This is a genomic window from Nocardia macrotermitis, from assembly GCF_009604405.1.
Taxonomy (GTDB): Bacteria; Actinomycetota; Actinomycetes; order Mycobacteriales; family Mycobacteriaceae; genus Nocardia; species Nocardia macrotermitis.
In genome coordinates this window covers 349,461-375,660 of sequence record NZ_WEGK01000001.1, presented here as the reverse complement: position 1 = coordinate 375,660, position 26,200 = coordinate 349,461, and the positions used below count along the sequence as shown (strand labels likewise).

23 protein-coding genes are annotated in these 26,200 nt (G+C 68.4%); 18 read left to right on the top strand and 5 right to left on the bottom strand.

Going from position 1 to position 26,200, the window contains the following annotated elements; translation table 11 throughout:
- The first annotated feature begins 52 nt into the window (after positions 1 to 52).
- Positions 53 to 1,585, top strand: a complete 1,533-nt coding sequence (locus NRB20_RS01605; protein WP_153407362.1) for an ArnT family glycosyltransferase — start codon at positions 53 to 55, stop codon at positions 1,583 to 1,585.
- 21 nt (positions 1,586 to 1,606) lie between these two features.
- Here the strand turns inward: NRB20_RS01605 and NRB20_RS01600 are convergent, their stop codons facing one another.
- On the bottom strand, positions 1,607 to 3,172 hold the full coding sequence (locus tag NRB20_RS01600; RefSeq protein WP_153407361.1) for an FAD-dependent monooxygenase: 1,566 nt from the start codon (positions 3,170 to 3,172) through the stop codon (positions 1,607 to 1,609).
- Positions 3,173 to 3,281: 109 nt separating this feature from the next.
- Positions 3,282 to 3,893: a TetR/AcrR family transcriptional regulator gene (locus tag NRB20_RS01595; RefSeq protein ID WP_153407360.1), complete on the bottom strand. Its 612-nt coding sequence runs from the start codon at positions 3,891 to 3,893 to the stop codon at positions 3,282 to 3,284.
- A gap of 310 nt (positions 3,894 to 4,203) precedes the next feature.
- On the opposite strand from NRB20_RS01595, the gene NRB20_RS39200 reads away from it, so the two are divergent.
- The 3 genes from NRB20_RS39200 (at position 4,204) to NRB20_RS01580 (ending at position 7,565) form a co-directional block, all read left to right on the top strand.
- Positions 4,204 to 6,252 carry a DEAD/DEAH box helicase gene (locus tag NRB20_RS39200; RefSeq protein ID WP_319944319.1) on the top strand — a complete coding sequence of 683 codons (2,049 nt, stop codon included), beginning with the start codon at positions 4,204 to 4,206 and terminating at the stop codon, positions 6,250 to 6,252.
- A 67-nt stretch (positions 6,253 to 6,319) separates the two neighbouring features.
- Entirely contained in the window at positions 6,320 to 6,685 is a 366-nt protein-coding gene (locus NRB20_RS01585; protein ID WP_153407359.1) for an arsenate reductase family protein, read from the top strand.
- Between the two features lie 151 nt (positions 6,686 to 6,836).
- A complete protein-coding gene (locus NRB20_RS01580; protein WP_319944318.1) occupies positions 6,837 to 7,565 on the top strand; it encodes a TetR/AcrR family transcriptional regulator in 729 nt (242 codons plus the stop codon).
- A gap of 14 nt (positions 7,566 to 7,579) precedes the next feature.
- Here the strand turns inward: NRB20_RS01580 and NRB20_RS01575 are convergent, their stop codons facing one another.
- On the bottom strand, positions 7,580 to 8,311 hold the full coding sequence (locus tag NRB20_RS01575; RefSeq protein WP_153407358.1) for a TIGR03943 family putative permease subunit: 732 nt from the start codon (positions 8,309 to 8,311) through the stop codon (positions 7,580 to 7,582).
- Positions 8,308 to 9,336: a permease gene (locus NRB20_RS01570; protein ID WP_153407357.1), complete on the bottom strand. Its 1,029-nt coding sequence runs from the start codon at positions 9,334 to 9,336 to the stop codon at positions 8,308 to 8,310. Before NRB20_RS01570 ends, NRB20_RS01575 begins: the two co-directional genes overlap by 4 nt.
- Before the next feature lie 273 nt (positions 9,337 to 9,609).
- On the opposite strand from NRB20_RS01570, the gene dop reads away from it, so the two are divergent.
- From dop to NRB20_RS01505, 13 genes are all read left to right on the top strand, one after another.
- A complete protein-coding gene (gene dop / locus NRB20_RS01565; protein WP_153407356.1) occupies positions 9,610 to 11,109 on the top strand; it encodes a depupylase/deamidase Dop in 1,500 nt (499 codons plus the stop codon).
- Between the two features lie 183 nt (positions 11,110 to 11,292).
- Positions 11,293 to 11,487, top strand: coding sequence for a ubiquitin-like protein Pup (locus tag NRB20_RS01560; protein WP_153407355.1), 195 nt, complete (start codon positions 11,293 to 11,295; stop codon positions 11,485 to 11,487).
- Between the two features lie 14 nt (positions 11,488 to 11,501).
- Positions 11,502 to 12,341, top strand: coding sequence for a proteasome subunit beta (prcB, locus tag NRB20_RS01555; RefSeq protein WP_153407354.1), 840 nt, complete (start codon positions 11,502 to 11,504; stop codon positions 12,339 to 12,341).
- On the top strand, positions 12,338 to 13,147 hold the full coding sequence (gene prcA, locus NRB20_RS01550; RefSeq protein ID WP_153407353.1) for a proteasome subunit alpha: 810 nt from the start codon (positions 12,338 to 12,340) through the stop codon (positions 13,145 to 13,147). Before prcB ends, prcA begins: the two co-directional genes overlap by 4 nt.
- A gap of 184 nt (positions 13,148 to 13,331) precedes the next feature.
- Entirely contained in the window at positions 13,332 to 14,690 is a 1,359-nt protein-coding gene (pafA, locus tag NRB20_RS01545) for a Pup--protein ligase (RefSeq protein WP_319944317.1), read from the top strand.
- Positions 14,691 to 15,075: 385 nt separating this feature from the next.
- The gene (locus NRB20_RS01540) at positions 15,076 to 15,525 is read left to right on the top strand and encodes a hypothetical protein (protein WP_153407351.1); all 450 of its coding nucleotides are present in this window, start codon (positions 15,076 to 15,078) and stop codon (positions 15,523 to 15,525) included.
- A 100-nt stretch (positions 15,526 to 15,625) separates the two neighbouring features.
- Entirely contained in the window at positions 15,626 to 16,621 is a 996-nt protein-coding gene (locus NRB20_RS01535) for a helix-turn-helix transcriptional regulator (RefSeq protein ID WP_319944316.1), read from the top strand.
- Positions 16,618 to 17,646 (top strand): helix-turn-helix transcriptional regulator, encoded by a 1,029-nt coding sequence (locus NRB20_RS01530; protein ID WP_153407350.1) that lies wholly within the window; start codon positions 16,618 to 16,620, stop codon positions 17,644 to 17,646. Before NRB20_RS01535 ends, NRB20_RS01530 begins: the two co-directional genes overlap by 4 nt.
- Positions 17,643 to 18,698 (top strand): 2-dehydropantoate 2-reductase, encoded by a 1,056-nt coding sequence (locus NRB20_RS01525; RefSeq protein WP_319944315.1) that lies wholly within the window; start codon positions 17,643 to 17,645, stop codon positions 18,696 to 18,698. Before NRB20_RS01530 ends, NRB20_RS01525 begins: the two co-directional genes overlap by 4 nt.
- A 62-nt stretch (positions 18,699 to 18,760) precedes the next feature.
- Positions 18,761 to 19,027, top strand: a complete 267-nt coding sequence (tatA, locus tag NRB20_RS01520; RefSeq protein ID WP_153407349.1) for a Sec-independent protein translocase subunit TatA — start codon at positions 18,761 to 18,763, stop codon at positions 19,025 to 19,027.
- A 105-nt stretch (positions 19,028 to 19,132) separates the two neighbouring features.
- A complete protein-coding gene (gene tatC, locus NRB20_RS01515; protein WP_153407348.1) occupies positions 19,133 to 20,122 on the top strand; it encodes a twin-arginine translocase subunit TatC in 990 nt (329 codons plus the stop codon).
- Between the two features lie 3 nt (positions 20,123 to 20,125).
- On the top strand, positions 20,126 to 22,819 hold the full coding sequence (locus NRB20_RS01510) for a DEAD/DEAH box helicase (protein ID WP_319944314.1): 2,694 nt from the start codon (positions 20,126 to 20,128) through the stop codon (positions 22,817 to 22,819).
- A 130-nt stretch (positions 22,820 to 22,949) separates the two neighbouring features.
- Positions 22,950 to 23,666, top strand: a complete 717-nt coding sequence (locus NRB20_RS01505; RefSeq protein ID WP_153407347.1) for a DUF4333 domain-containing protein — start codon at positions 22,950 to 22,952, stop codon at positions 23,664 to 23,666.
- A gap of 232 nt (positions 23,667 to 23,898) precedes the next feature.
- On the opposite strand, the gene NRB20_RS01500 is transcribed toward NRB20_RS01505, so the two are convergent.
- Positions 23,899 to 24,876 carry a 5'-3' exonuclease gene (locus NRB20_RS01500; protein WP_153407346.1) on the bottom strand — a complete coding sequence of 326 codons (978 nt, stop codon included), beginning with the start codon at positions 24,874 to 24,876 and terminating at the stop codon, positions 23,899 to 23,901.
- A 91-nt stretch (positions 24,877 to 24,967) separates the two neighbouring features.
- Between NRB20_RS01500 and NRB20_RS01495 the strand changes: the two genes are divergently transcribed.
- Positions 24,968 to 26,095 carry a M24 family metallopeptidase gene (locus NRB20_RS01495; RefSeq protein WP_153407345.1) on the top strand — a complete coding sequence of 376 codons (1,128 nt, stop codon included), beginning with the start codon at positions 24,968 to 24,970 and terminating at the stop codon, positions 26,093 to 26,095.
- Positions 26,096 to 26,200 lie beyond the last annotated feature (105 nt).

Genomic DNA, 26,200 nt, shown 5'->3' with positions numbered 1-26,200 from the left:
AGCCGATAGATTCGGTGGGGTAGCCGTCCAGACTCGTCCAGGAGTGTTCGCGATGACCGATGTGCTGGAACGTGCGACGGACGACGATACGGTCCGCCTGCCGCCACGGGCCACCGGCTCGATAACGGTGATCGCGGTGGCGGCCGCAGCGGTGCTGTTCTTCGCGTCCTCGCGGTACGGATATTTCGGGGACGAGCTGTATTTCCTGGCCGCCGGGCGGCGGCCGGGGTGGGGTTATGCCGATCAGGGGCCGGTGCTGCCGCTGCTCGCGCGGGCGATGGACACCCTCGCGCCCGGGTCGTATCTCGTGCTGCGGGTGCCCGCGGTGGTGTTGACGGTGGTCGCGACGGTGCTGTGCGCCGAGCTGGCGCGGGCGTTCGGCGGCGGCCGGACCGCCCAGGTGCTGGCCGCGGTGGGCTATGCGAGTTCGCCCTTCCTGCTGTTGCAGGGCGCGATGCTGACCACGAATACGGTGGATACCGCGCTGTGGGTGATCATCACCTGGTTGCTGGTGCACTGGGTGCGCACCCGCCGCGATGTGTTGCTGCTGATCGCGGCCCTGGTCACCGCGATCGATCTCCAGGTGAAGTGGCTGATCCCGTTCTTCTGGGCCGCGATCGCGATCGGTGCGCTGATCGCCGGGCCGCGCGAGTTGCTGCGTCGGCCGCTGCTCTGGGTCGGCGGGCTGATCGTCGCGATTTCCGCTGTGCCGGAACTGCTTTGGCAAGCACACCACGGCTGGCCGCAGCTGGCGATGGGACGTGAGATCGCCGGGGAACAGGAGATTCTGGGCGGGCGACTGCTGTACGTTCCGATGTCGGTGATGCTGTGCGGATTCCTGGGCGCGGCACTGTTGCTGGCCGGAATCTGGGTTCTGCTGCGGCGGAAAGCATTCCGGCCCTATCGCTGCTTCACCGTGGCGCTGCTGCTGTTGTATCTGGCGTTCGTCTTCACCGGAGGCCGGATCTACTACGTGGCAGGGATCTACGCGGTGGTGATCGCGGCCGGTGCGGTGGGCGTGGTGACGGCGCTCGGCCGGATGCGCGCGGCCTGGCGCTGGCCACTGTCCGTTGTCGTTGTCGCACTCGGGATTTCGGCCACGGCGCTGATTCTGGAGTCGACGCCGTGGCGGCCCGCGGAGCAGATCACCCCGCCGCGCGATGCGGCCCAGGCCGCGATCCAGATCGGACTGTACGGGCAGTTCGGCTGGCCCGAACTGGATGCCGCGGTCACCCGTGCCTACGACGGGCTGACCCCGGCCGAGCGGTCCCACGCGATCATCATTGCCGATACCTATTGGCAGGCAAGCGCATTGGATCAGCTCGGCCGGGACCACCTGCCGCCGGTCTACAGTCCCGGCCGGGGGTTCGGCTACTTCGCCACACCGCCCGACGACGCTTCCTCGGTCGTCACGGTCGGCGGCTCGGAGGCGGCATTGCGGAGCCAGTTCGAGCACGTCGAACCGATCGGCCGGGTCGACACCCGGCTCGGCTTCCCCGGTGACACGCAGGATGTGACCATCCGCAAATGCACCGGTCGGCGTATGCCGTGGTCACAGCTGTGGCCGCGGTGGATGCACCTGTGACACAACGGATGTCGGCTCGGATCAGTCCGCCACCTCGGCCAGCGCGCGGGCGGGCCCGAACCAGCGGGCCAAGGCCGCGCGCAACCCGTCGGCGTCGGAATCCTGTGTAGCCCAGGCGATATACCCGTCCGGCCGGATCAACATCGCCGCTGCGGGCGCGTGGTCCGCGGTGGCGTCGACGATGTCGACGCGGTCGGCCCATTCCCGGGCGTGCGGGGCCGCCCCACCGGACAGGTCGAGCAGGATCGGACGTGCCGTGCGCAGCAGTTCGTCCACTCGGACCGACCCGTCCTCGGTCGTCACGGTGAGATCCGGTACCAGTCGGCCCGCCAGCGGATGATCGTCGCCGATGTCGTACCGAACATCCGATCCCGCAAGCAGATTCGCGAGATGGTTCGCGACCTCGGGCAGCTCCATGAGTTCGCCGAAGAGTTCGCGCAGCGCGGTCACCTCGGGCCCGGGAGCGATCAGCGCGGTCTGCGAGAGGCTGTGCATCATGACCCGCTCGGCGACCGGATGGCGTTCGCTCTCATAGGTATCCAGCAGATCCTCCGGCGCGTCACCACGCACCACCGAGCCCAGCTTCCAGCCCAGATTGATGGTGTCCTGCAAACCCAGATTCAGGCCGGGACCACCCATCGACGAGTGCACATGGGCGGAATCGCCGACCAGCAGCACCCGGCCCCGCCGGTAGTGCTCGGCGAGCAGGGTGTTCTGACCGACCAAGCGGCGCAACGCATGTGGGCCCGGCCCCGTAGGCGGTTCGATCGGCACCGGTACGCCCAGGACCCGCTCGATCGACCGACGCACCTCGTCGAACGTGACCGGCTCGTCGTCGGGGACGGGATCACAACCGTGCTCGGTCGCCCCGATCAGCGGACGTCCCGGGGTCATCTCGGCGTAGATGAACATGCCGCGCTCGACTCTGTTGTGGCCGAAGGTGAATCGGCCCGCCCCGGGGATGTCGATGCCGCCGTCCTCGGTCCGCAGCTCCTCCGGAACCCGCGCATGCGCGAAGCGGGCGATCCGATCCTCGGAGCTGGTGCCACGGAACGCGATGCCGAGTTGCTTGCGCACCAGGCTCTTTCCGCCGTCCGCGCCGACCAGATAGTCGGCGGTGAGCTCGTACGGCCCCTCGGGACCCTGCACCGTCGCGACGACCTGCTCGTCGTCGGCCCGGAAGTCGATGAGCCGGTTGCCCCAGCGGATCCGCACGCCGAGCTCCTCGGCGCGCGCGGTCAACAGTTCGATCAGGCGCGGCTGCGGGATCGACCAGCCGTACATCGGATTGTGCTGTAGCGCGGCGAGTTCCAGCGGGATACCACTGAAGATGTAATGCGGCAGCGGTTCGGGATGCTCGGCCCGGGAGGAATCGAAGATCTCGAACTCGTTGGGGGAGAACAACCCTCGGATATCCATCATCCGAACCACCTGGCCCACCAGGCCGTTGGCCTTGGGCTCGGGGCTCGGCCCCGCGAGCGGGTCCAGCACGATCGGCCGGACGCCTGCCAGGGCGAGTTCGCAGGCGAGCATCAGGCCGTTCGGCCCCGCCCCGGAAACGATGACGTCGGTTGCTGTTTCGGACATGACGAGATCAACCCCTGTCGATATCTGCGCCTTCTGGGTGGAGAAGGGCACGGTGGATCACGGCAGCGCCGAATGCGCTACCGCCGTGTGGTTTTCGGTGTCCGGTGGGTCAGACGCGGGGGTCCGGGAGCCCCCGGGACACCTCGGTCAGCGCCCGTCGCAGGATCGTGGTCACGATCTGGGGCGGGTCGGCGTGGACGTAGACGTCGGTCGCGGCGATGAACGCGGCATTGACCGCTGCCGCAACCAGTTTCGGATACAGATCGGTGGGTGCGGTGCCGGTGCGTGCCGCCACCGCGGCGGTGAACTCATCGCCCGTGCCGCGCATGAAGGCGGCGTACATCTCCGGGGCGGTGACCAGTTTGCGGACCTCGGCGAGGATGGCCGGTGTGGGGGGACCCCAGCTCGCGCCGTCGGCATCGTAGGGGGCGATCACCGCTTCGGTGATCGCGGTCCAGAGCGGTTCCTCGGCGGGGCGTTCGCGCAGCAGATCCGCGGCGCGGAGCCCGCGCTCGATCTGCCGATAGGCCAGCGCCTCGAATTTACTGGAGAAATAGTTGTTGTAGGTGCGGACCGAGACCCCGGCCCGCGCGGCGATGTCCTCGCGGACAATGTTTTCCAGGCCGCGCTCCAGCATCAGTTCGAGTGCCGCGTCGCTCAACGCCCTGCGGGTGTCGAGCTTCTTGCGTTCCCGAAGTCCAAGTGACTGCTCGTCGGCCATGCACCCAGTCTGACGCAAAAGTGCCCATCGGGCAAGAGTGCTCGATGAGAAAAATTGCTCGGCGGGCAGAAAAATTCGTGATAGTCGCTACACCGGATCGTCCCGGGGCAATGGCTGGGCTATCATGATCGAAGGATGCGGCACGTCCGTATCCGGCGTCGTAGATTGCTCTCACCGCGTATCAGCGCTGTGGCACCGGCTCTCCTTGCGGCGATCGATATGGCCCATCGGCCATCTCGCCACCGTGTGCCCGCGCGAAACAGATATTCGTCGCGTCGCGGCACCCTGTTCGAAAGACATCGACATTTCCGTGAACTCGACCGAATCCGCGTCCGGCGCTGCCGCGACCACGTCCTTCGCCGCGCTCGGCGTACCGGCCACACTCGTGGGGGCCCTGCGGGACGCCGGAATCGCCGCGCCGTTCCCCATTCAGGCCGACACCCTGCCCGACACCCTTGCGGGCCGCGATGTACTGGGCCGCGGGCGGACCGGCAGCGGCAAAACGCTGGCATTCGCCATCCCCGTGGTGGCCCGGCTCGCCGGTGACCTCGCCGGCACCGCGCGGCCGCATCGCCCCGCCGGACTGATCCTGGCTCCGACCAGGGAACTCGCCACCCAGATCGCGACCGCGCTGGAACCGCTGGTCGCCGCGTACTCGATGACGGTCACCACCGTATTCGGCGGTGTCTCGCAGAACCGCCAGGTCAAGGCGCTGGCGGCGGGCGCCGACATCGTCGTGGCCTGCCCGGGGCGACTCGAGGATCTGATGCGTCAGCGGCTGGTGGATCTCGGCAATGTCGGGATCACCGTGATCGATGAGGCCGATCACATGGCCGACCTGGGCTTCCTGCCCGGCGTCACCCGGATTCTCGCCGCAACGCCCGCGGATGGTCAGCGGCTGCTCTTCTCGGCGACCCTGGACAACGGGGTCGACAAACTGGTCAAACGCTTCCTGCCCGATGCGGTGCTGCACTCGGTGGACGAGGCGCATTCGCCGGTGGCCGCGATGACGCACCACGTCTTCGAGGTCGCGAGTCCGGCGGTGAAGAAGGACGTGGTGCGCGCGCTCGCCTCGGGCAGCGGTCGGCGAATCCTGTTCATGCGGACCAAGCATCAGGCCCGCAAACTCGCGAAAACGCTGACCGCCGAAGGGATTCCGGCCGTCGACCTGCACGGCAACCTGGCCCAGAACGCCCGCGACCGCAACCTGGCGGCCTTCGCCGAGGGCACCGCGCGCGTACTGGTGGCCACCGATGTGGCCGCGCGCGGTGTGCACGTGGACGGGGTCGAACTCGTGGTGCACGTGGATCCGCCCGCCGAGCACAAGGCGTACCTGCACCGTTCCGGCCGCACCGCCCGCGCGGGCAGTGCGGGCGATGTGGTCACCCTGGTGCTGCCCGATCAGCGCAAGGACACCGCCGCACTGCTGCGCAAGGCCGCCATCACCGTGCGCCCGCAGTCGGTGACCGCGTCGTCGCGGGAGGTAGGTGAACTGGTCGGCGTCGTCGCGCCGGTGGTCGTGCCGTCGGCTGCCGCGCCGAAGTCGTCGGCTGGAACCTCCACGCGGACAAAGCGTTCGGGTGCCCGGATCGATTCTCCGGCGCGTAAGGGGCGCGCCGGCGAAGCCGTCGCACCTGTCCGGAACGGGCGTGGTGACAAGGTCGGTGGTGCGCAGTCCGCCGCCGGGCGTTCGGCGAACACGGATTCGGATGTCGATCGGAGCGGGTTCCGCCGCCGCGACGACTCCGCGCAGTCCTCGACCGGGCGGTCTCGCTCGGGCGGTCCGCGTGGTCGCGGCTCGAACGGGGATTCGCGTGCTGCCGGTAAGGGAGACGCGTCGTTCGGCAACGGGACGCGGCGCGGCTGGGACAACAGCGCGGATCGCGGCGCGCCGGGAGACCCGTCGCGCGGCGGGCGCGCCGACCGGGGCGCCGGGGCCGAAGGTGGCAGGTCGCGACGGCGCGATGCCGCGGATTCCGTTGCGCGGCAGGGGAATGCGACGTCCGGGCGGGCTCGGAACGAATTCGGTCGGTCCGAAGGTGGTCGGGGCGCGGGGGATCGGGCCGGGCACGCGGTGCGGTCCGACGCGCGGGAGTCGTATTCGAACGGTGGGCACGGCGGTGCGGCGGGACGTCGCGGCAGTGCCTCGGGTGACGCTTCACGCGGCGGTCGTGGTGAGGATGGGCACCGTGGCGGCGCCGCGCGGAACGGTCGTGAGCGGTCGGCTTCCCAGCACGCTCCCTCCGGCGGGTCGGATCGGTCCGGTGCGCCGGCGCGGCGGCCTCGGCAGGGGCAGCGCAACGGCGGTCGGGACGCGTCGGGTGGATTCCTGCCCAGCGGTGGTGGCCGACGCGGCTGAGTCCACGGCGGCCGGGACCGGCAGGCGGGACTGCCGGTCCGGTGTCCGGCCGGGCTAGGGTGCGAACATGACATCCGAGCAGATGGAGATCTGGCACAACCCGCGCTGTTCCAAGAGTCGTGCGGCCAAGCAGGCACTGGACGATGCCGGGATCTCCTATACCGAGCGGCGTTATCTCGAGGATGCGCCCAGCGCGGCGGAACTCCGGACGATGCTGGACCGCCTCGGACTCGAGCCCTGGGACATCACCCGCACCGGCGAGGATGTGGCGAAGGAACTCGGTATCGCCGGGTGGCCGCGCACAACCGAGGACCGCGAGCGCTGGATCGAGGCTCTCGCCCAGCATCCGAAGCTGATCCAGCGCCCGATCGTTGCGAACAGCAGCGGCGCGGTCGTCGCCCGGGACGAACAGTCACTGCGCTCGATGCTGTGACCCGGGCGCGGAGAATCGTTGTGCCGTGATCACGAGTAGGCCCTCGGCACAACATGTTTCGTGTTCGGCGGACGACCGTCGGTGAAGTGGAGTTGCGAATGAACCCATCGGGACAGCGCGGAGTGCGGTCGCGTACCAGTGCGGTTCGGTCGTGAGCGGGCAGTCGGCGTCGAGACGAGCCGCCTCGGGCACCCGGGCGACCGTCGACGGTCGTAGCACCCGCTGGAACGGGCACAAGGAGCAGCGGCGCGCCGCGGTGCTGGACGCCGCGATCGAGGTGATCGAGGAGTGCGGCGCGGAGGTCTCGGTGCAGCAGATCGCGGATCGGCTGCGGCTGCCGCGCCCGGTGGTGTACCGGCATTTCGACGGGCGCGCGGATCTGGACGAGCAGATTCGCCGCCGCATCCTGGAAGCGTTGCTGGACGAGTTGATGCCCGCGCTGCGCGCCGACGGCACCGTGCGCGACGCGGTGCGCGGTGCGGTCGGCACCTACGTCGAGTGGGTGGATCGGCATCCCAACCTGCACCGGTTCCTGGACGGCACGGCACCGCGGGGAGATTCCTCGCGGGCGATCGCGGGAGCCCGGGACCGGATCGGCGGCCGCCTGGCGGATCTGTTCACCTCCTCGCTGGCACGGTTCGGGATCGATCCCGCCAGTGCCCGGCCGATGGCCTTCGGTGTGGTCGGTTTGGTGGACGGCGTGGTCAACAGCTGGCGCGCGGATTCGGCGACCGCCCTGACCTGCGAGCAGATCGAGGGCATTCTCACCGAATCGGTGTTGGCGCTGTTCGAGGGCAACGCGCGGAGCCTGGGTGTCCCACTCGCCCGGGACACGCCCGTCGCGGTACTGCTGGCGAGCCCCGAGAGTTCGGCCTCCTGAGCGCGCCCTCCGCGCTATCCGTAGACCCGGGCGGGCGCGGGGATCGTCTGCAACCGCGTCACGGTGAGGGTCGGGGTCATATTGTTCGCCGGGGTGGCGCTGTCCGGAACGACCTTGCCCCGCACCGAAACCCAGGTGTCGTCCGGTAGCGAGTCGATCGCGCCGCCGAGATGGATACGCAGGGTCTGCGCGTCGGCGACACAGCAGGTGATCACGACGCGCGCCAGATCGAATCCGCCGCGACTGCCGTCGGTGCGCGCACTGCCGTCCTCATCGGTGCGAATGACGAAGCCCAGCACCGTGATCTCCCGCCGGTCCAGTTCGCCGCTGGAATCGTAGGCGGCGCGATCGATCAGGTCGTACATCCGGATGGTCGGCGCCTCGCCCGCGGGCAGCGGCGCGAAGCGCACCTTCCCGCCCGAGGCCGGTCCGGCGATCGCGGCCTGCGTGGTCGCACCGGACTGCACCGAGGACGCACCCAGTGCGGGCGGGACGACGATCAACAGCGCGGTGATCGGCGCGAGCAGCAGCCACTGCGACCGCCCGGAATGGTGGTCGTGCTCCTCGCGGCCACGAATATCGCGCACGATCGCGACCGCGGCGAGCAGTACCAGCACGACCCCGCTGGCCACCAGATACGGGTGCAGACCCGGCCGCACATAGCGCAGGAAGGTGCCGTCCAGGGCGATCTTCAACACCGCCGCACCGATCAGCAGCAGGACGAAATTCTGCGCGGCCCGGTTCATCGCGCCCCCAGGAACAGATATCCGGCGGCCGATCCGCACACCGTCGCGACCACGAACGTCGCCGGTGCGAACCGCAGCGCGAAACGTCGTCCGAAGGTGCCCGCCTGCATGGCGAACAACTTCACGTCCACGGCCGGGCCGACCACAAGGAACACCAGCCGGGGCAGCAGCGGCAGTCCGGACATGCTCGAGGCCACGAAGGCATCGGCCTCCGAACACAGCGCGAGCACCACCGCCAGCAGCGCGAGCACCCCGATCGAGATCAGCAGCTGCCCGGACAGCTGGCGATACCACGTCGGCGGAACCAGGACGTGCAGCGCCGCCGCGGCCATCGCCCCGATCACCAGAAAGGCCGCGGCCTGCAGGAAGTCGTGCCGCGCGGCCTCGGCGAACACGGCCCACCGCGAACGCCCGGCCGCACAGTGGTCATGCCCGCGCGGCCGGACCGCGAGCCACTCCGGACGGCCGAACCGGGCCCACAGATATCCCATGACGAAGGCCGTGGCCAGCGATCCGGTGAACCGCGCCGCGACCATCCCGGGCTGACCGGGAAAGGCCACCGCGGTGGCGATCAGCACCACCGGATTCACCGCCGGCGCGGAGAGCAGGAAGGCGAAGGCGGCCGCGCCGGGCGCCCCCTGATCCATCAGCCGCCGGGCGACCGGGACGACACCGCATTCACACCCGGGCAGCGCGATACCGGCCAGCCCGGCCGCGCCGATGGCCGCGGTTCGATTGCGCGGCAGCAACTTTCGCAGCAACTCGGGGGAGACGAAGGCCGCGATCGAACCACTGATCAACACGCCCAGGACCAGGAACGGCACCGCCTGCACGAAGACGCCGGTGAAAACCGTTGTGGCGGTTTGCAGGTCCGGGCTCGAACCGATCCAGCCGGACAACCGCCCGGCGAAGATCAGCCCGAGCGCCAGCAACCCGGCCAGCACATAGGTGGACGCGCCCCGCCAGCGGCCGGGCCGTGGCGCCGGTGCGGCGTCGACGACGAGGTCGGTACGCGGTATCGACATTTCTCTACCCCCATTACTCGCGACATCGAGATTCCGGACGAACAACCGAGCGCAATGTCTGGTCCGCGCCGTGGCCGATATTCGCTGCCACAGTGTGGATATGGGCATGATGGCACAGCCCACCGACACCTGGGAATCGGCCGGTGCCTGCACAGACGCGTTGTTCGCCGCGCCGGGAACACACGCCGTACGAACCGTTCACCGGCCGTTCGGACACGGTTCCGCGCACCGCCCGCCCGGGTGCCGCCGCCCGGCGCGGTTACGATTCAACTCATGCAGCGCATCATCGGAATCGAGGTCGAGTACGGGATCTCCACGCCGTCGGAGCCCTCGGCCAACCCGATTCTCACCTCCACCCAGGCGGTGCTGGCGTACGCCGCCGCCGAGGGCGTGCCCCGGGCCAAGCGAACCCGATGGGACTACGAGGTGGAATCGCCGCTGCGCGACGCCCGTGGTTTCGATCTGGGCCGCCTCAACGGGCCCGCCCCCGTGATCGACGCCGACGAGGTCGGCGCGGCGAACATGATCCTCACCAACGGGGCCCGGCTCTACGTCGACCACGCGCACCCCGAGTACTCCGCGCCCGAGGTCACCGACGCGCTGGACGCGGTGATCTGGGACAAGGCCGGCGAGCGGGTGATGGAGGCCGCCGCGCGCTACGCCTCGAGCGTCCCGGGCGCGGCCCCGATGCAGTTGTACAAGAACAACGTCGACGGCAAGGGCGCCTCCTACGGCACCCACGAGAACTATCTGATGAGCCGCGATACGCCGTTCAACCAGATCATCGTCGGGCTGACCCCGTTCTTCGCCTCCCGCCAGGTGATCTGCGGATCGGGCCGGGTCGGCATCGGGCAGTCCGGCGACACGGCCGGATTCCAGCTGTCCCAGCGCGCGGATTACATCGAGGTCGAGGTCGGCCTGGAGACCACGCTCAAGCGCGGCATCATCAACACCCGCGACGAGCCGCACGCCGACGCCGACAAGTACCGCCGCCTGCACGTCATCATCGGCGACGCCAACCTCGCCGAATGGTCCACCTACCTCAAAGTCGGCACCACGGCCCTGGTGCTCGACCTGATCGAGGCCGGGGAGGATCTGACCGATCTGCAACTGGCGCGCCCGGTGACCGCGGTGCACACCATCAGCCACGATCCGACGCTGCGCGCCACGGTCGCGCTGTCGGACGGCCGCGAGCTGACCGGCCTTGCGCTGCAACGGATCTACCTCGATCGGGTGGGCAAGTACCACAGCCGTGAGGGCACCGACGATCCGCGCGTGACCGATCTGCTGGAGAAGTGGGCGCACGTGCTGGACCTGCTCGAGCGCGATCCGCTGGAATGCGCCGACCTGCTCGACTGGCCCGCCAAACTGCGCCTGCTCGAGGGTATGCGCAACCGCGAGAACCTGGGCTGGGCCGCACCCAAACTGCACCTGGTGGACCTGCAGTACTCCGATGTGCGTTTGGACAAGGGTCTGTACAACCGCCTGGTCGCCCGCGGTTCGATGCAGCGGCTGGTCACCGAGCAGCAGGTGCTGGACGCGATGACCAACCCGCCCACCGACACGCGCGCCTACTTCCGGGGTGAGTGCCTGCGCCGGTTCGGCGGCGACATCGCGGCCGCGAGCTGGGATTCGGTGATCTTCGATCTGGGTGGCGACTCGCTGGTGCGCATCCCCACCCTCGAGCCCCGGCGCGGCACCAAATCGCACGTCGGCAAGCTGCTGGACGGTGTGCACACCGCGGCGGAACTGGTCGAACAGCTGACCACCTAGTCGCGCGCACGGCGGCCGAATCCTCGTCGCACCGAACGGGATACCCGGTCGCCGTCACGTTGCGGCGCGGGCACATTGCGAGGTAATCCGGGATCTTGTCGGCGCTGCTGGGTAGTGTTGAGGGACGAGCATCGGAGTTGTCCGGTGCTCGCCGATGATCAGGTACAGAGGAGGTCGGCTGCTATGGCACAAGAGCAGACCAAGCGCGCCGGTGGCGGCGACGAGGACGACGACGCCGCCGGCGTCGATGCCGCGGGGCAGGAGCGCCGCGAGAAACTGGCGGAGGACACCGACGACCTGCTCGACGAGATCGATGACGTCCTCGAGGAGAACGCGGAAGACTTCGTGCGCGCGTACGTTCAGAAGGGCGGCCAGTGACCTCAGGTGACCCCATGCGGCTCCACACGGGGTACGCGCTGTCGTCGTTCACCGAACATCTGCGCCGGTCGGCTCCGGAACTGTTGCCCGCCAACAGATTCGGCAATACCGGTGACGCCGCCCCCAGCGGGGCGGCGTCGCAGGATCTGGCCCCGCACGGCACCACGATCGTCGCGATCACGTACCACGGCGGTGCGCTGATCGCGGGCGATCGCCGCGCGACCCAGGGCAACCTGCTGGCCAGCCGCGATATGGACAAGGTGTACATCACCGACACCTATTCCGCGGCCGGGATCGCGGGCACGGTGGGCGTGGCGGTCGAGATGATCCGGCTGTTCGCGGTGGAGTTGGAGCATTACGAGAAGATCGAGGGCGTTTCGCTGACCTTCGACGGTAAGGCCAACAAGCTGTCCAGGATGGTGCGCGACAACCTGCCCGCCGCCATGCAGGGCATGGCCGCCGTGCCGCTGCTGGCCGGATACGACCAGGAGGCCGGCGATCCGGATCACGCCGGTCGCATCGTGTCCTACGACGTGGTCGGCGGCCGCACCGAGGAGCGTTTCGGCTACGCGTCCACCGGTTCGGGTTCGATGTTCGCCAAATCCTCGCTGAAGAAGACCTACCGTCGCGGCCTGGACGCCGATCAGGCCCTGCGGATCGCGGTGCAGTCGCTGCTCGACGCCTCCGACGACGACACCGCCACCGGCGGTCCGGACCTGCTGCGCGGGATCTACCCGACCGCGGTCCTGATCGACGCCGAGGGTGCGGTGGAGGTCTCCGAGGAGCGGTTGGCACAGATCGCGCGGTCGTTGGTGGATGAGCGCGAGGCAGCAGAAGGGAGCGCTCCAGCATGACACTGCCGTACTATGCGTCGGCCGAACAGATCATGCGCGACAAGACCGAACTTGCGCGCAAGGGGATCGCACGGGGCCGCAGTGTCGTGGCGTTGGTGTACGACAAGGGTGTGTTGTTCGTCGCGGAGAACCCGTCGGCGACGTTGAACAAGATCAGCGAGTTGTACGACCGCATCGGATTCGCTGCGGTCGGCAAGTACAACGAGTTCGAGAGTCTGCGCCGGGGCGGCATCCTGCAGGCCGACCTGCGTGGTTACCAGTACGACCGGCGCGACGTCACCGGCCGGGCCCTGGCCAACGTGTACGCCTCGACCCTGGGCACCATCTTCACCGATCAGCTCAAGCCCTATGAGGTGGAGATCTGCATCGGCGAGGTCGGTTATCCCGAGCAGTCCAAGAACTCGGTGCTCTATCGGATCAATTTCGACGGCTCCATCGTGGACGAGCGCGAATACGTGGTGATGGGCGGCAATACCGATCCCATCGCGACCGCGCTGAAGGAGACCTACCGTCCGGGCCTGGACCTGAGCAGCGCGATCGAGACCGCTGTGCAGGCCCTGCAGAAGGCCACTCCGGACGGTGCGGACAAGGAGAAGCGGACCCTCGGGGTCGGCTCGCTCGAGGTCGCCACCCTCGAGCAGTCGCGTCCGCGGCGGGCCTTCCGTCGCATCCCGCCCGCGACCCTGGAGGCCCTGCTGGCCGGGAATCGCGAGAGCGATGCCGACGCGGATGCCGAATCGGCCGGGAAGTCCGACGATTCGGCCGAGCCGCAGACGCCGTCGGCGGGAGATCCGTCGAACTCGTAGCGGTCGCGTAATCCGGTGTGCCCGGGCCCCTTACACTCGCAGCGCGCGAGTGTAAGGGGCCTTGCCGTTGCGTGGGTCCGGATTGTAAATCCGGTCCTTCACCCGTGAAATCGTTGTGAAGACGTATGCAACCACTTGCTCGCACAGCCACTTTCGATGATGTGTTGGTTGTAATGTCGATGGTGTGCAGCGACGAATTATGGGGATCGAGACCGAATTCGGGGTCACGTGTACGTTCCACGGCCACCGTCGGTTGAGCCCTGACGAGGTGGCCCGGTATCTGTTCCGCCGGGTGGTTTCCTGGGGCCGTAGCTCGAACGTATTCCTCCGCAACGGTGCCCGGCTCTACCTCGATGTCGGATCCCACCCGGAGTATGCGACGGCCGAGTGCGACAGCCTGGTGCAGTTGGTCACCCACGATCGTGCGGGTGAACGAGTGCTCGAGGAGTTGCTGATCGACGCCGAGCAGCGCTTGGCGGAGGAGGGTATCGGCGGCGATATCTATCTGTTCAAGAACAACACCGACTCGGCGGGCAACTCCTACGGCTGCCACGAGAACTTCTTGGTCGTGCGTGCCGGTGAATTCTCGCGGATCTCCGATGTGCTGCTGCCGTTCCTGGTGACGCGTCAGCTCATCTGCGGTGCGGGCAAGATCCTGCAGACGCCCAAGGCGGCGACGTTCTGCCTGTCGCAGCGGGCCGAGCACATCTGGGAGGGCGTGTCCTCGGCGACGACGCGCTCGCGGCCGATCATCAACACCCGCGACGAGCCGCACGCCGACGCCGAGAAGTACCGGCGGCTGCATGTGATCGTCGGCGATTCGAACATGTCCGAGACCACCACGATGCTCAAGGTCGGCACCGCGTCGCTGGTGCTGGAGATGATCGAGGCGGGCGTCTCGTTCCGGGACTTCGCCCTGGACAACCCGATTCGGGCGATCCGCGAGGTGTCGCACGATCTCACCGGCAAGCATCAGGTTCGCCTGGCAGGCGGACGGCAGGCCAGCGCCCTGGACATCCAGCGCGAGTACTACGCCCGCGCGGTCGAGCATCTGCGCAACCGCGACCGGGATCCGCAGGTGGACGCCGTGGTGGATCTGTGGGGCCGCACCCTCGACGCGGTCGAGGCGCAGGATTTCGCGAAGGTCGACACCGAGATCGACTGGGTGATCAAGCGCAAGCTGTTCCAGCGCTATCAGGACCGGTATGGCATGGACCTGTCCGATCCCAAGATCGCCCAGCTGGATCTGGCGTATCACGACATCAAGCGTGGTCGCGGCGTCTTCGATCTGTTGCAGCGCAAAGGTTTGGCCAAGCGGGTCACCGAGGACGAGACGGTCGACGCGGCCGTCACGACCCCGCCGCAGACCACCCGCGCCAAGCTGCGCGGCGATTTCATCACCGCCGCCCAGGAGGCGGGTCGCGACTTCACCGTCGACTGGGTGCACCTGAAGCTGAACGACCAGGCCCAGCGCACCGTGCTGTGCAAGGACCCGTTCCGATCGGTCGACGAGCGAGTGGATCGTCTGATTGCGTCGATGTGACGGTGTGTGGTGCTGTGCAAGGCTGCGTCGATGCCGATCGGTCGACGAGCGAGTGGATCGTCTGATCGCGTCGATGTGACGGTGTGTGGTGCTGTGCAAGGTTGCGTCGATGCCGATCGGTCGACGAGCGAGTGGATCGTCTGATTGCGTCGATGTGACGGTGTGTGGTGCTGTGCAAGGTTGCGTCGATGCCGATCGGTCGACGAGCGAGTGGATCGTCTGATTGCGTCGATGTGACGGTGTGTGGTGCTGTGCAAGGCTGCGTCGATGCCGATCGGTCGACGAGCGAGTGGATCACGTGATCGCGTCGATGTGAGTTCTGCGTAGTTCTGTGCAAAACTGCGTTGGCAGTGGAGATTCGGTGAAATCGGGGAGGGGCACAGCGGTGAGTGAGTCGTCGGCCGTGGATCGGCTGGAGCGCGGTCTGGGTATCGCGGGCCGCGTCATCGGGTGGTTCGGGGATTTTCTCGGTCGGATTCTCCGGACCTGGTGGGCGACGCTGCTGGTGGTCGCCGGATTGTGTGCCGTAGTCGTCGGCGGTGGCGAACTGGTCGACACGTTCGGGACCCACTGCGCGGCCTCGCGCCTGCCGGGGAGCTGTGACGCGGACGTGCTCGGGCACGAGCGGACGACTGCGTTGAAGATCCTCGGGGTCGGCGTGGGGGTCATGCTGGTCGGCGGTGTGCTCTATCTGCCCTGGCTGCGGCCGGACTACTGGGGCTCGAAAATCTCCCGGGCCGTGGAGGCCCCGGTGAATCGGGCCGTCGATCGCACCGTCGACGCCGCCTGGAACCGGGCGACGGGCGACAACTACCACGGCGACACCAACTGGTAGCACGGCGCGGATCGTCCGAGCTGTCGGCGAAGGGGTGCATCCGTCGAAAATTGCGATACCAGCGCACATCGATGCGCGCGATCGCATTACTCTTGTCCGAGTGGCGATATCCAAGGTCGAGCGGCTGATGAATCTGGTTATCGCGCTGCTCTCGACCAGGCAGTTCCTGAGCGCCGAACGTATTCGTGACAGCGTCGCGGGATATGAGGACTCGGCCAGCGACGAGGCGTTCAGCCGGATGTTCGAGCGGGACAAGAACGAGCTGCGCGATCTGGGCATTCCGCTCGAGGTCGGTCCGGTCGGCCGGTACACCAACCAGGAGGGGTACCGGATCAATCGGGACGCCTACGAACTTCCCGATATCGATCTGACCAGCCAGGAGGCCGCCGCCGTCGCGGTGGCGGTGCAGCTGTGGGAGTCTCCCGAACTGGCCGCCGCGGCCGAGGGCGCGGTGCTGAAATTGCGGGCCGCCGGAATTCACGTCGAACCCGAGGCGGCGCTGGCCTCGGTGCCCGCGGTCCCCGCCCGTACCCGCGGCTCGGAGGCGGCGCTGGGCAAACTGCTGGCTGCCATCGACGCCGGACGCGCGGTCCGATTCGAACACCGCAACTCGCACAACGCGCCGTATCTGATGCGCGATGTGGAGCCCTGGGGTGTGGTCACCCATCACGGCCGCTGGTATCTGGTCGGGCACGATCGGATTCGCGACGCGGTCCGCACCTTCCGGTTGTCCCGGATCGGTGCGGATGTCACGGCGTACGGTCCGGAGAACGCGGTGCGCAAGCCCGAGGGCGCGGATCTGCGCGCGATGGTCGCCCGGGTGACCGGTGCGGCTCCGGTGACCGGGACGGCCACGGTCTGGGTGGCAGACGGGCGCGGTCAGGAGATCCGTCGGCTCGGCGCGGTGGTGGAGGACCGCGAGGTCGCCGGTCGGCCGGGCGCGGTGGTGGAGGTGCCGGTGCGGTCGCGCGATTGGCTGGCCCGGTTGATCACCGGACTCGGCCCCGATGCGCTGGTCCTGGCCCCGGCCCAGTTGCGCGCGGATGTCGTGGAGCGGTTGCGGTCGGTGCTCGAACGCACCGAGGTTCCGGCATGACGCCCAGAAGCAGCAAGGTGAACAGCAGCCGGCTGTCCACGCGGCTGTCCCGCCTGCTGAACATGGTTCCGTACTTCCTGGCGAATCCGGGGATCAGCGCCGCGGAAGCCGCCGAGGATCTGGGCGTGACGACCAAACAGCTGATGAACGACCTCAATCAGCTGTGGATGTGCGGCCTGCCCGGATACGGTCCGGGCGATCTGATCGACCTGTCGTTCTCCGAGGAGAGCGTCGAGGTCACCTTCTCCGCGGGCATCGATCGGCCGCTGCGGTTGACCTCGACCGAGGCGACCGCGTTGCTGGTGGCGCTGCGCTCGATCGCGGATCTGCCAGGCATGGTGGATCCGACGGCCGCGCATGCGGCGCTGGCCAAGATCGAGGCGGCCATCGTGGGCGGCGGCACGTCGGCGGGCCCGGAATCGGTGGCGCCACCGGAGGCTCCGGCGGTGACGACGGTGCGGTCGGCATTGGCCGCGAAACGCGCGCTGCGGTTGGTCTACTACTCCGCGAGCCGCGATGTGGTCTCCGAGCGGGTGGTCGATCCGATCCGAATCGTGTTGGTGGACAACAACTCCTATCTACAGGCGTGGTCCCGGCGCGCGGAGGGGGTGCGGCTGTTCCGGTTCGATCGGATCGAGGAGGCCACCGAACTCGACGAACCGGCGCGTCCGCCCAGCCACGCCACCGACGAGGCGGCGGCGCTGGACCTGTTCTCCGACGAGCCGACGGTTCCGTTGGCGCACTTGCGGATTCGCGCCGACTACGGCTGGGTACTGGATCAGTATCCGATGCAGCGCGGCGCGCTGCTGCCGGGCGGCGACGTCGAGGCCACGATGCGGTTCGCGACGCTGGACTGGATGGCGCGGCTGCTGCTGGGCTTCGGTTCCGGCGTGACCGTGCTGGGGCCGCCCGAACTGGTCGCGGCGGTCCGGGAGCGCTCGGGCGCAGCCCTGGACGCCTACGCCGCGCTGGCCGAGGACGACGACTACGGCGACGGTGTGATCGAGGAGGTAGGGCCCGCGTGACATTTCGAGTGACGGTGCTCGGCGCTGGCAGTATCGGAATTTTCGTGGGCGGGAAACTGGCGGCTGCCGGTGCGGACGTCACGTTCGTGGGACGTCCCCGGCTGCTGGACGAGATCTCCGCGAACGGGCTGCGGCTCACCGACCTCGACGGCGGTGACGACCGGGTGGCCGCCGACGCGTTCGCCGTGGCGGCCGAACCCACCTCGGCCGCGACCGCGGATCTGGTGCTGATCACGGTGAAATCCGCGCAGACGGCGGTGTCGGCCGAACAGTTGGTGGGCCGGGTGCGCGCGGACGCGGTGGTGTTGAGCCTGCAGAACGGCATCGGCAACGACACCGTGATCGAGGAGATCCTGCCCTCGTGCGTGGTACTGGCCGGGATGGTGATGTTCAACGTCGTGCACCGCGACCTCGGAGCCTTCCACCGCGGCACCGCGGGCGGGCTGGCGGTGTCCGATGATCCGGCGCTCGACCGGTTCGCGCCGCTGTTCGCGCGGGCGGGCCTGCCGCTGGATCGGCACGCGGATCTGCTGCCGGTGCAGTGGGCCAAGCTACTGCTCAATCTGAACAACCCGATCAACGCCCTGTCCGGGCTGCCGCTGCGCACCGAACTCGGGCAGCGCGACTTCCGGCGCGCGCTGGCGCTCGCGCAGACCGAGGCGCTGGCGGTGATGGATCGCGCGCAGATCCGCCCGGCCCGGCTGACGCTGCTCTCCCCGCGACTGATGGTGCGGCTGCTGACCGCGCCCGACCTGCTGTTCAGCCGCCTCGCCGGACGGGTGGTCGCGGTGGATCCGCAGGCCCGCTCCTCGATGGCGGACGATCTCGCGCTGGGCCGCAGGACCGAGATCGCGTGGTTGTCCGGGGAGATCGTGAGCCTGGGGCGGATGGTCGGGGTGTCGACGCCGGTCAACGCCCGTCTGGTGGATCTGATCGGCGTGGCCGAACGCGGTGATCCCCGCCGCTGGGGCGGTGCGGAGTTGCTCGCGGAGTTGCGTGTGGCGAAAGCCCGTGCCGCCCGAGCGACCGCCCATCCGTCGAACGACGCCTGACGGGCGTTATCGTTCTACCCGGTCCGGTAACATCGGACCTACCACAGCTTTGGAGGTTATCGATGGGTACATTCGGCCCGACGCACTGGATCATCATCGCGGTGCTGGTGTTGGTGCTGTTCGGCGCCAAGCGGCTGCCCGACGCGGCTCGTGGCCTCGGACGTTCGTTGCGCATCTTCAAGAGTGAGATGAGCGAGATGCAGTCCGAGGGAGGGCAGCCCGCGCCGCAGCAGCCCGCCCCGGCGCCGACCCCGCAGGAGCTGCCGACCTCGCAGCCGGTGCAGCCCGCCCCGCAGGTGCAGGTGAATCCGGAAGTGCACAAGGCCTAGCCGGTTCCTCGACTCCGCCCACGCCGGACCGGCATACACCGGGTGTCGGCGGCGGGTGAGTCGTCCAGGTCCGGCGTCCGGCGAGCAGCGAGGCATTGAGATCCCATGCGCATTCCGTTCGACCCCCGGCGCAGCCGACGTAGAACGAATCCCGACGGCACGATGTCGTTGGTCGAACATCTCGAGGAGTTGCGCTCGCGGCTGCTCAAAGCGCTGCTCGCGGTGGCGATCACCACCACGCTGGGTTTCCTGTGGTACCAGTACGGCTTCCTCGGCGTGCACAGCCTGGGTGACATCCTGCGCGGTCCCTACTGTTCGCTGCCCGCGTCCTCGCGGGCGAATCTGAGCCCCGACGGCGCCTGCCGGCTGTTGGCGACCGCGCCGTTCGAGCAGTTCATGCTCCGGTTCAAGGTCGGTCTGACCGCCGGAATCGTGCTGGCCAGCCCGGTCTGGCTGTATCAGGTCTGGGGTTTCGTCACCCCGGGCCTGTACGCCAAGGAACGCAAGTACGCGGTCAGCTTCGTGACCTCCGGCGCGCTGCTGTTCGTGCTCGGCGCGCTGCTGGCGTACTGGGTGGTCGCCCACGCGCTGCGGTTCCTGATGTCGATCGGCAACAACGTGCAGATCACGGCGTTGAGCGGTACGCAGTACTTCGGGTTCATCATCAAGTTGCTGATCATCTTCGGCGTCAGCTTCGAGACGCCGCTGCTGATCGTCGGGCTCAACGCCATCGGTGTGCTGACCTACGAGCGGCTCAAGAAGTGGCGTCGCGGGATGATCTTCGGATTGTTCGTCTTCGCCGCGATCGTCACCCCGCAGGATCCGTTCTCGATGCTGGCCCTGGCCGCCGCGTTGACGTTGCTGTTCGAGGTGGCGGTGCAGGTGTCGCGGATCAACGACAGGCGTCGTGCGCGGTCGCGGGAGGACTGGAGCGCGTTGTCCGACGAGCAGGCGTCCCCGCTGCCCGGAAACGGTGCGGTCGGCGACGTGAAGCCGGTGAGCGCGGCCCAGCCGATCGATTCGGCGGCGGCGATCGTGCCCGATGCCTCGGAGAAAACACCGCGACCGGTGTCGGACTACTCCGATACGCTCTGACGAGTGGCACTACGGTCGCCGATCGGCGAACTCGCGGCATTCGCCGCCGAACTGACATTCACGCTCGACCCGTTCCAGCAGCAGGCGTGCGAGTCGTTGCAGGCTGGGCACAGCGTGCTGGTGTGTGCGCCCACCGGGGCCGGTAAGACGGTCGTCGGTGAGTTCGCGGTGCATCTGGCCCGGGCCGCGGGTGGCAAATGTTTTTACACGACGCCGATCAAGGCGCTGTCGAATCAGAAGTACGCGGATCTGGTCGAACGGTACGGTCGCGGTCAGGTCGGTCTGCTCACGGGTGATCAGTCGCTGCATCCGGACGCGCCGGTGGTGGTGATGACCACCGAGGTGCTGCGGAACATGCTGTACGCGGGTTCGGATGCGCTGCAAGGGTTGTCGTACGTCGTCATGGACGAGGTGCACTATCTGGCGGACCGTTTCCGCGGCGCGGTGTGGGAGGAGGTCATCCTGCATCTGCCGCCGGACGTGCGGCTGGTGAGCCTGTCCGCGACGGTCAGCAACGCCGAGGAGTTCGGCGCGTGGATGGAGACCGTGCGCGGGGACACCGCGGTGATCGTCGACGAGACCCGGCCGGTGCCGCTGTGGCAGCACGTGCTGGTGGGGCGGCGGATGTTCGATCTGTTCGACCAGAAGTCCAGCGACCAGAAGATCCTCGTCGACGAGGATCTGGTGCGGTACATCAAGCACCGCGAGGAAGCCGACCGGATGAACAGCTGGAACGGTCCGCGGCATCGCGGCGGTCCACGCCGGGACTTCCGGCCGGTGCATCGTCCGGAGATGCTGGCGCGGTTGGACGAGGAGGGGTTGCTTCCGGCGATCACGTTCATCTTCTCGCGCGCGGGTTGTGACGGGGCGCTGGCACAGTGCCTGCGGTCGCGGCTGGATCTGAGTCGCGACGACGACCACGAGCGGGTCGCGGCGATCATCGACAAGCACACCGGGGATCTGCCGCGCGCGGACCTGGACGTGCTCGGATATTGGGAGTGGCGCGAGGGCCTGTTCCGCGGGCTGGCCGCGCATCACGCCGGGATGCTCCCGGCCTTCCGGCACACCGTGGAGGAGTTGTTCGTGAACGGCCTGGTGCGGGCCGTATTCGCCACGGAGACACTGGCTCTGGGCATCAACATGCCCGCGCGGACGGTGGTGCTGGAGCGGCTGGTCAAGTTCAACGGCGAGTCGCACGCCGAACTGACGCCGGGGGAGTACACCCAGCTCACGGGACGGGCCGGGCGTCGCGGTATCGACGTCGAGGGGCATGCGGTGGTGGTGTGGAATCCCGACGTGGACACCAGTTCCGTCGCGGGGCTGGCCTCGACTCGCACGTATCCGCTGCGCAGTTCGTTCCGTCCGGGCTACAACATGTCGATCAACCTGATCGATCGGATGGGCGCGACGGAATCGCGGGCGCTGCTGGAACGTTCGTTCGCGCAGTTCCAGGCGGATCGTTCCGTGGTCGGACTGGTGCGCGGCATCGAGCGCAACGAGGGCCAGTTGCGCAAGCTGCGTTCGCAGATCGATCATGACGGCTTCCTCGAGTACATGTCGCTGCGGGAGCGGATCGCGCAGCGCGAGCGCGATATCGAGCGTCAGGGCCGGGCCGATCGTCGGGGTGCGGCGGTGGCGTCGCTGACCTCGCTGCGGCGAGGTGACGTGGTGGCCATTCCGAGCGGGCGGCGTCAGGGCCTGGCGGTGATCCTGGAACCCGATCAGTCCCCGGGCGATCCGCGTCCGCTGGTGCTGACCGAGGACAAGTGGGCCGGACGCATCTCCGCGGCCGACTTCCCCACGCCCGCACAGCCTTTGGGGCGGATGCGGCTGCCGCGGCACGTGGATCACCGGACCGCGCGCACTCGTCGCGATCTCGCCTCGGCCCTGCGCAGCACCGGTATCACCCCGCCCGGTCGGCAGCGTCGCGGCACCAAATCCAAGGGTGGCGAGGACCGGGAGCTGGCCACGTTGCGGCGCGCGTTGCGCTCGCATCCGGCGCACGCGCGGCCGGACCGGGAACAGCTGGCGCGGATCGGGGAGCGCTACAACCGGGTGCAGCGCGAGACCGAGGCCATGCGCGAGAAGGTGTCCGCGGCGACGAATTCGCTGGCCCGCACGTTCGATCGCATCGTGGAGTTGCTGACCGACCGCGGGTATGTGGACGAGGCCGGCGAGGTGACCGGTGACGGTCGTCGGCTCGCCCGCATCTACACCGAGGCCGATCTGGTGGTCGCCGAATGTCTGCGACAGGGCGTCTGGCGGGGGCTCGGACCGGCCGAACTGGCCGCGGTGGTGTCGATGCTGGTTTACGAATCGCGCCAGGAGACAGGGTATCTGGGCCCCGCCGGGCCGACCGCCCCGATTCGGCGCGCGGTCGCGTCGACCATGACCGTGTGGAGTGAGCTGCGCACCGACGAGGCGCAGCACAAACTGACCCCGACCCGGGAACCGGATCTGGGCTTCGTGACGGGCCTGCACAAGTGGGCGCGCGGCGACGGCCTGGCCGAATCCCTGCTGGCCAGCGGTGATCAGGGCAGTGCGCTCTCGGCCGGTGACTTCGTGCGGTGGTGCCGTCAGGTGATCGATCTGCTCGACCAGATCCACAACACCGCCGACGATGTCGAGGTGGCGGGAACGGCGGCGAAAGCGGTTCGCGCGATCCGTCGCGGTGTGGTCGCGGTGGACTCGGCATGAGAGCCCATGCCAATGGACACAGCGGGTGTCGAACTGTGATTTGATGCTTGCGAGTACCGACCGTGGTGAGCGACTGACGACCTCACGCGGGGGGGCAAGCGTGTGTACGACGACGAGTGGAGGCAGGCAGATGAGCGGCCCGTTTGGACCGAACGATACCCCTGGTCCAGGGGAGGGACACAGTAGCGATCCGACACAGCAGTGGACCGGTCAGCAGCCCGCCGACCCGACCCAGCAGTGGGGTGGTCAGCAACCGGCCGGTCAGCAACAGCAGTGGAGTCAGCCGGGGCAGACCTCCTGGCCGCCGCAGTCCACCGGCAATGCCGATCCCACCCAGCAGTGGGGTGGTCAGCAGCCCGCCGGACAGCAGTGGGCGCAGGGCAGCGGGACCTCGTGGCCACAGCAGCAGCCCGCGCAGGCGCAGCCGTGGGAGGCGACCCAGCAGCAGTGGGGGCAGCCGCCGCAGCAACCGCAGCAGTGGAATCAGTCCGGGCAGTGGAGTCAGGAACCGCAGCTACAGACCACCGGCGGCAAGAAGTCGCGGCGCGGGCTGCTCATCGGTGGCGGTATCGGTGTGGTGGTCGTGATCGTGGTGGCTGTCGTGCTGGCCGTCGTCTTCCTCGGCAGCGACAAGCTGGACAGCAGTGCGGTGCAGTCCGGGGTGCAGAAGGTGCTGAAGGACTCCTACGGGATCGATGACGTGCAGAACGTGAGTTGCCCGGCGGGGCAGGAAGTGAAGGTCGGGAAGACTTTCACCTGCTCGATGAAGGTGGGCGGCGAGCAGAAGAGTGTGACCATCAAGATCACCAAGTCGGACGGGACCTATGAGGTGGGGCGGCCGAACTGAGGCGTGCCCGGTGCCGGAGTAGGTGCGGGAGTGCTCGTCTCCGCGTTGCTCCGGCCGGGTCGTCGGTACCGCGTGGCTCGTCGTCGCACGCCGGAATCGCAGGCTCGGGTCCGTGCGTTTCGAGAATGTGGGGGCGAGCCGCGCCGAATTTCTGTTGTCGGCGTGATGGTTTCAGTGTGATCGGTGCATCGTGAGGTGTCGGGACGTGTGAGCGCCCGATGCCGCCGAACGATTACGTCGGCGCGTGCGCGGGGTTGGTTTCGAGTGCGGTGACGAGGCGCTTGACGGGGCTTTCGGCGTTGTAGGTGGTGGCGAGGGTGCTCAGGCGGTCGGGGGTGGCGGGCGTGCTGGGGAGAGCGTCGGGGCGGGAGAGGGTCACCTCGGCGTCGCGGACCACTCGCACCACGGGAGCGGCGGCCTCGAGGTAGGCGTGGGCCGTGCTGAGTTTGTTCCGGATGCCTTGGGCCAGTTCGGCGTTCGGGTTCGAGGCGGCGGCGATCAGTGCTTCCAGGGTGCCGAAGCGGGTGATCAGGGTGGCGGCGGATTTGTCGCCGATGCCCGCCACGCCGGGGAGGCCGTCGGAGGCGTCGCCGCGGAGGGTGGCCATATCGGCGTAGGCGGGGCCCGCGTTCTCCTGGGGGACACCGTATTTCGCGGAAACCTCGGCGGGACCGAACAGTTCGGCCTTGGCCAGGCCGCGACCCACGTAGAAGACCCGGACGGGTGGTCGCGGGGTGTCGCGGACCAGTTGGAGCAGATCGCGGTCACCGCTGACGACGATGACCTCGTCGGTGGACTCGCGGGTGGCCAGGGTGCCGATCACATCGTCGGCCTCGAGTCCGGCCGCGCCCGCCGTGGCGATACCGGCGGCCTCCAGTACCTCCAGGATCATGTCGACCTGGGGGGTGAGGTTGTCGGGAACCTCCTCGGCACCGGGGGCCGCGCCCGCCGAATCGTCGAGCCGGTGGGCCTTGTACGAGGGGACCAGATCCACCCGGAACTGCGGACGCCAGTTCAGGTCCAGGCAGACCACCAGCCGTGACGGGGCGTGTTTGGTGATCAGCGCCGCCACCATATCGGTGAAACCGCGCAGTGCGTTGACCGGTTGGCCGCTGGGCGCGGTGATCTTCTCCGGGATCGCGTAGAAGGCGCGGAACCACAGGCTGGCACCGTCGAGCAGCAGCAGCGGACCGCGGGCGGGTGAGGTCATGGTCGCAGACGCTACCCGGTGGGTCCGACAGGCCGGGCTCCTGCGCTGTTGCCCGCGTCGCGGTCGGCCGGGGCGCGTACCGTTGTCGATCATGAGCGCGCATACGGAATCACGGTTCGAGGCCGAGGTGTACGGAAGCCGGTTGGAGCGGGCGGCGCAGCTGGTTCGGGCCGCGCATCTGGACGCGTTGCTGATCACCCCGGGGCCGGATCTGGAGTATCTGATCGGGTCGCGCGCGCAGTCGTTCGAGCGGCTCACCTGTCTGGTGGTGCCCGCCAGCGGCGAGACGCCGTCGGTGGTCGTGCCGAAACTGGAGGCGGCGGGTCTGGCGGATTCCGCGGCCGACGCGCTCGGCGTGCAACTCGTGGACTGGGTCGACGGGGTGAATCCGTACCAGACCGTCAAGGCGACGCTCAACGCCGGTGCGCGGGTCGCGGTCGCCGACAATATGCCCGCACTGCATCTGCTGCCGATCGCGGACGTGCTCAACGCGCTGCCGGTGTCGGCGACGCCCGTGCTGCGCGAATTGCGAATGCGTAAGGACGCCAGCGAGATCGAGGCGCTGCGCCGCGCGGGGGCAGCCATCGATCGCGTGCACGCGCGGGTCGGGGAGTGGTTGCAGGCCGGGCGGACCGAGGAAGAGGTGGCAGACGATATCGCGGCCGCGATCGTCGAGGAGGGGCATACCAAGCCCGAATTCGTGATCGTGGGCAGCGGCCCGAACGGCGCGATTCCGCATCACGAGCACTCCGACCGTGTGATCGAATCCGGCGACATCGTGGTCGTGGACATCGGGGGCCCGGTCGCACCCGGCTACAACTCCGACTCCACCCGCACCTACGCCGTCGGCGCGCCCGATCCCGAGATCGCCGAACGCATCGCGATCCTGGAACAGGCCCAGGCCGCGGCCGTCGCATCCGTGCGCCCCGGTGTGACCGCCGAATCCGTCGACGCCGCCGCGCGAAATGTGTTGGTGCGAGCCGGATTTGGCGATGCCTTCATCCACCGCACCGGACACGGCATCGGCCTGTCGGTACACGAGGAGCCCTACATCGTCGCCGGTAACGACATCGTGCTCGAACCGGGCATGGCGTTCAGCATCGAGCCCGGGATCTACTTCCCGGGCGAGTGGGGCGCCCGCATCGAGGACATCGTCATCGTCACCGAGGACGGCTGCGAGTCGGTCAACAAGCGCCCGCACGGCCTGACCGCGCTCTGACCTCGGCTTGTGAACGTGTAACGGTCGGTATCGACCGGAAGCCGTCAGGTCGGATGCGAACCTGGCCGGGATCAGGTCTGTCGTGCAGTTCGGGAATCTTTTCGC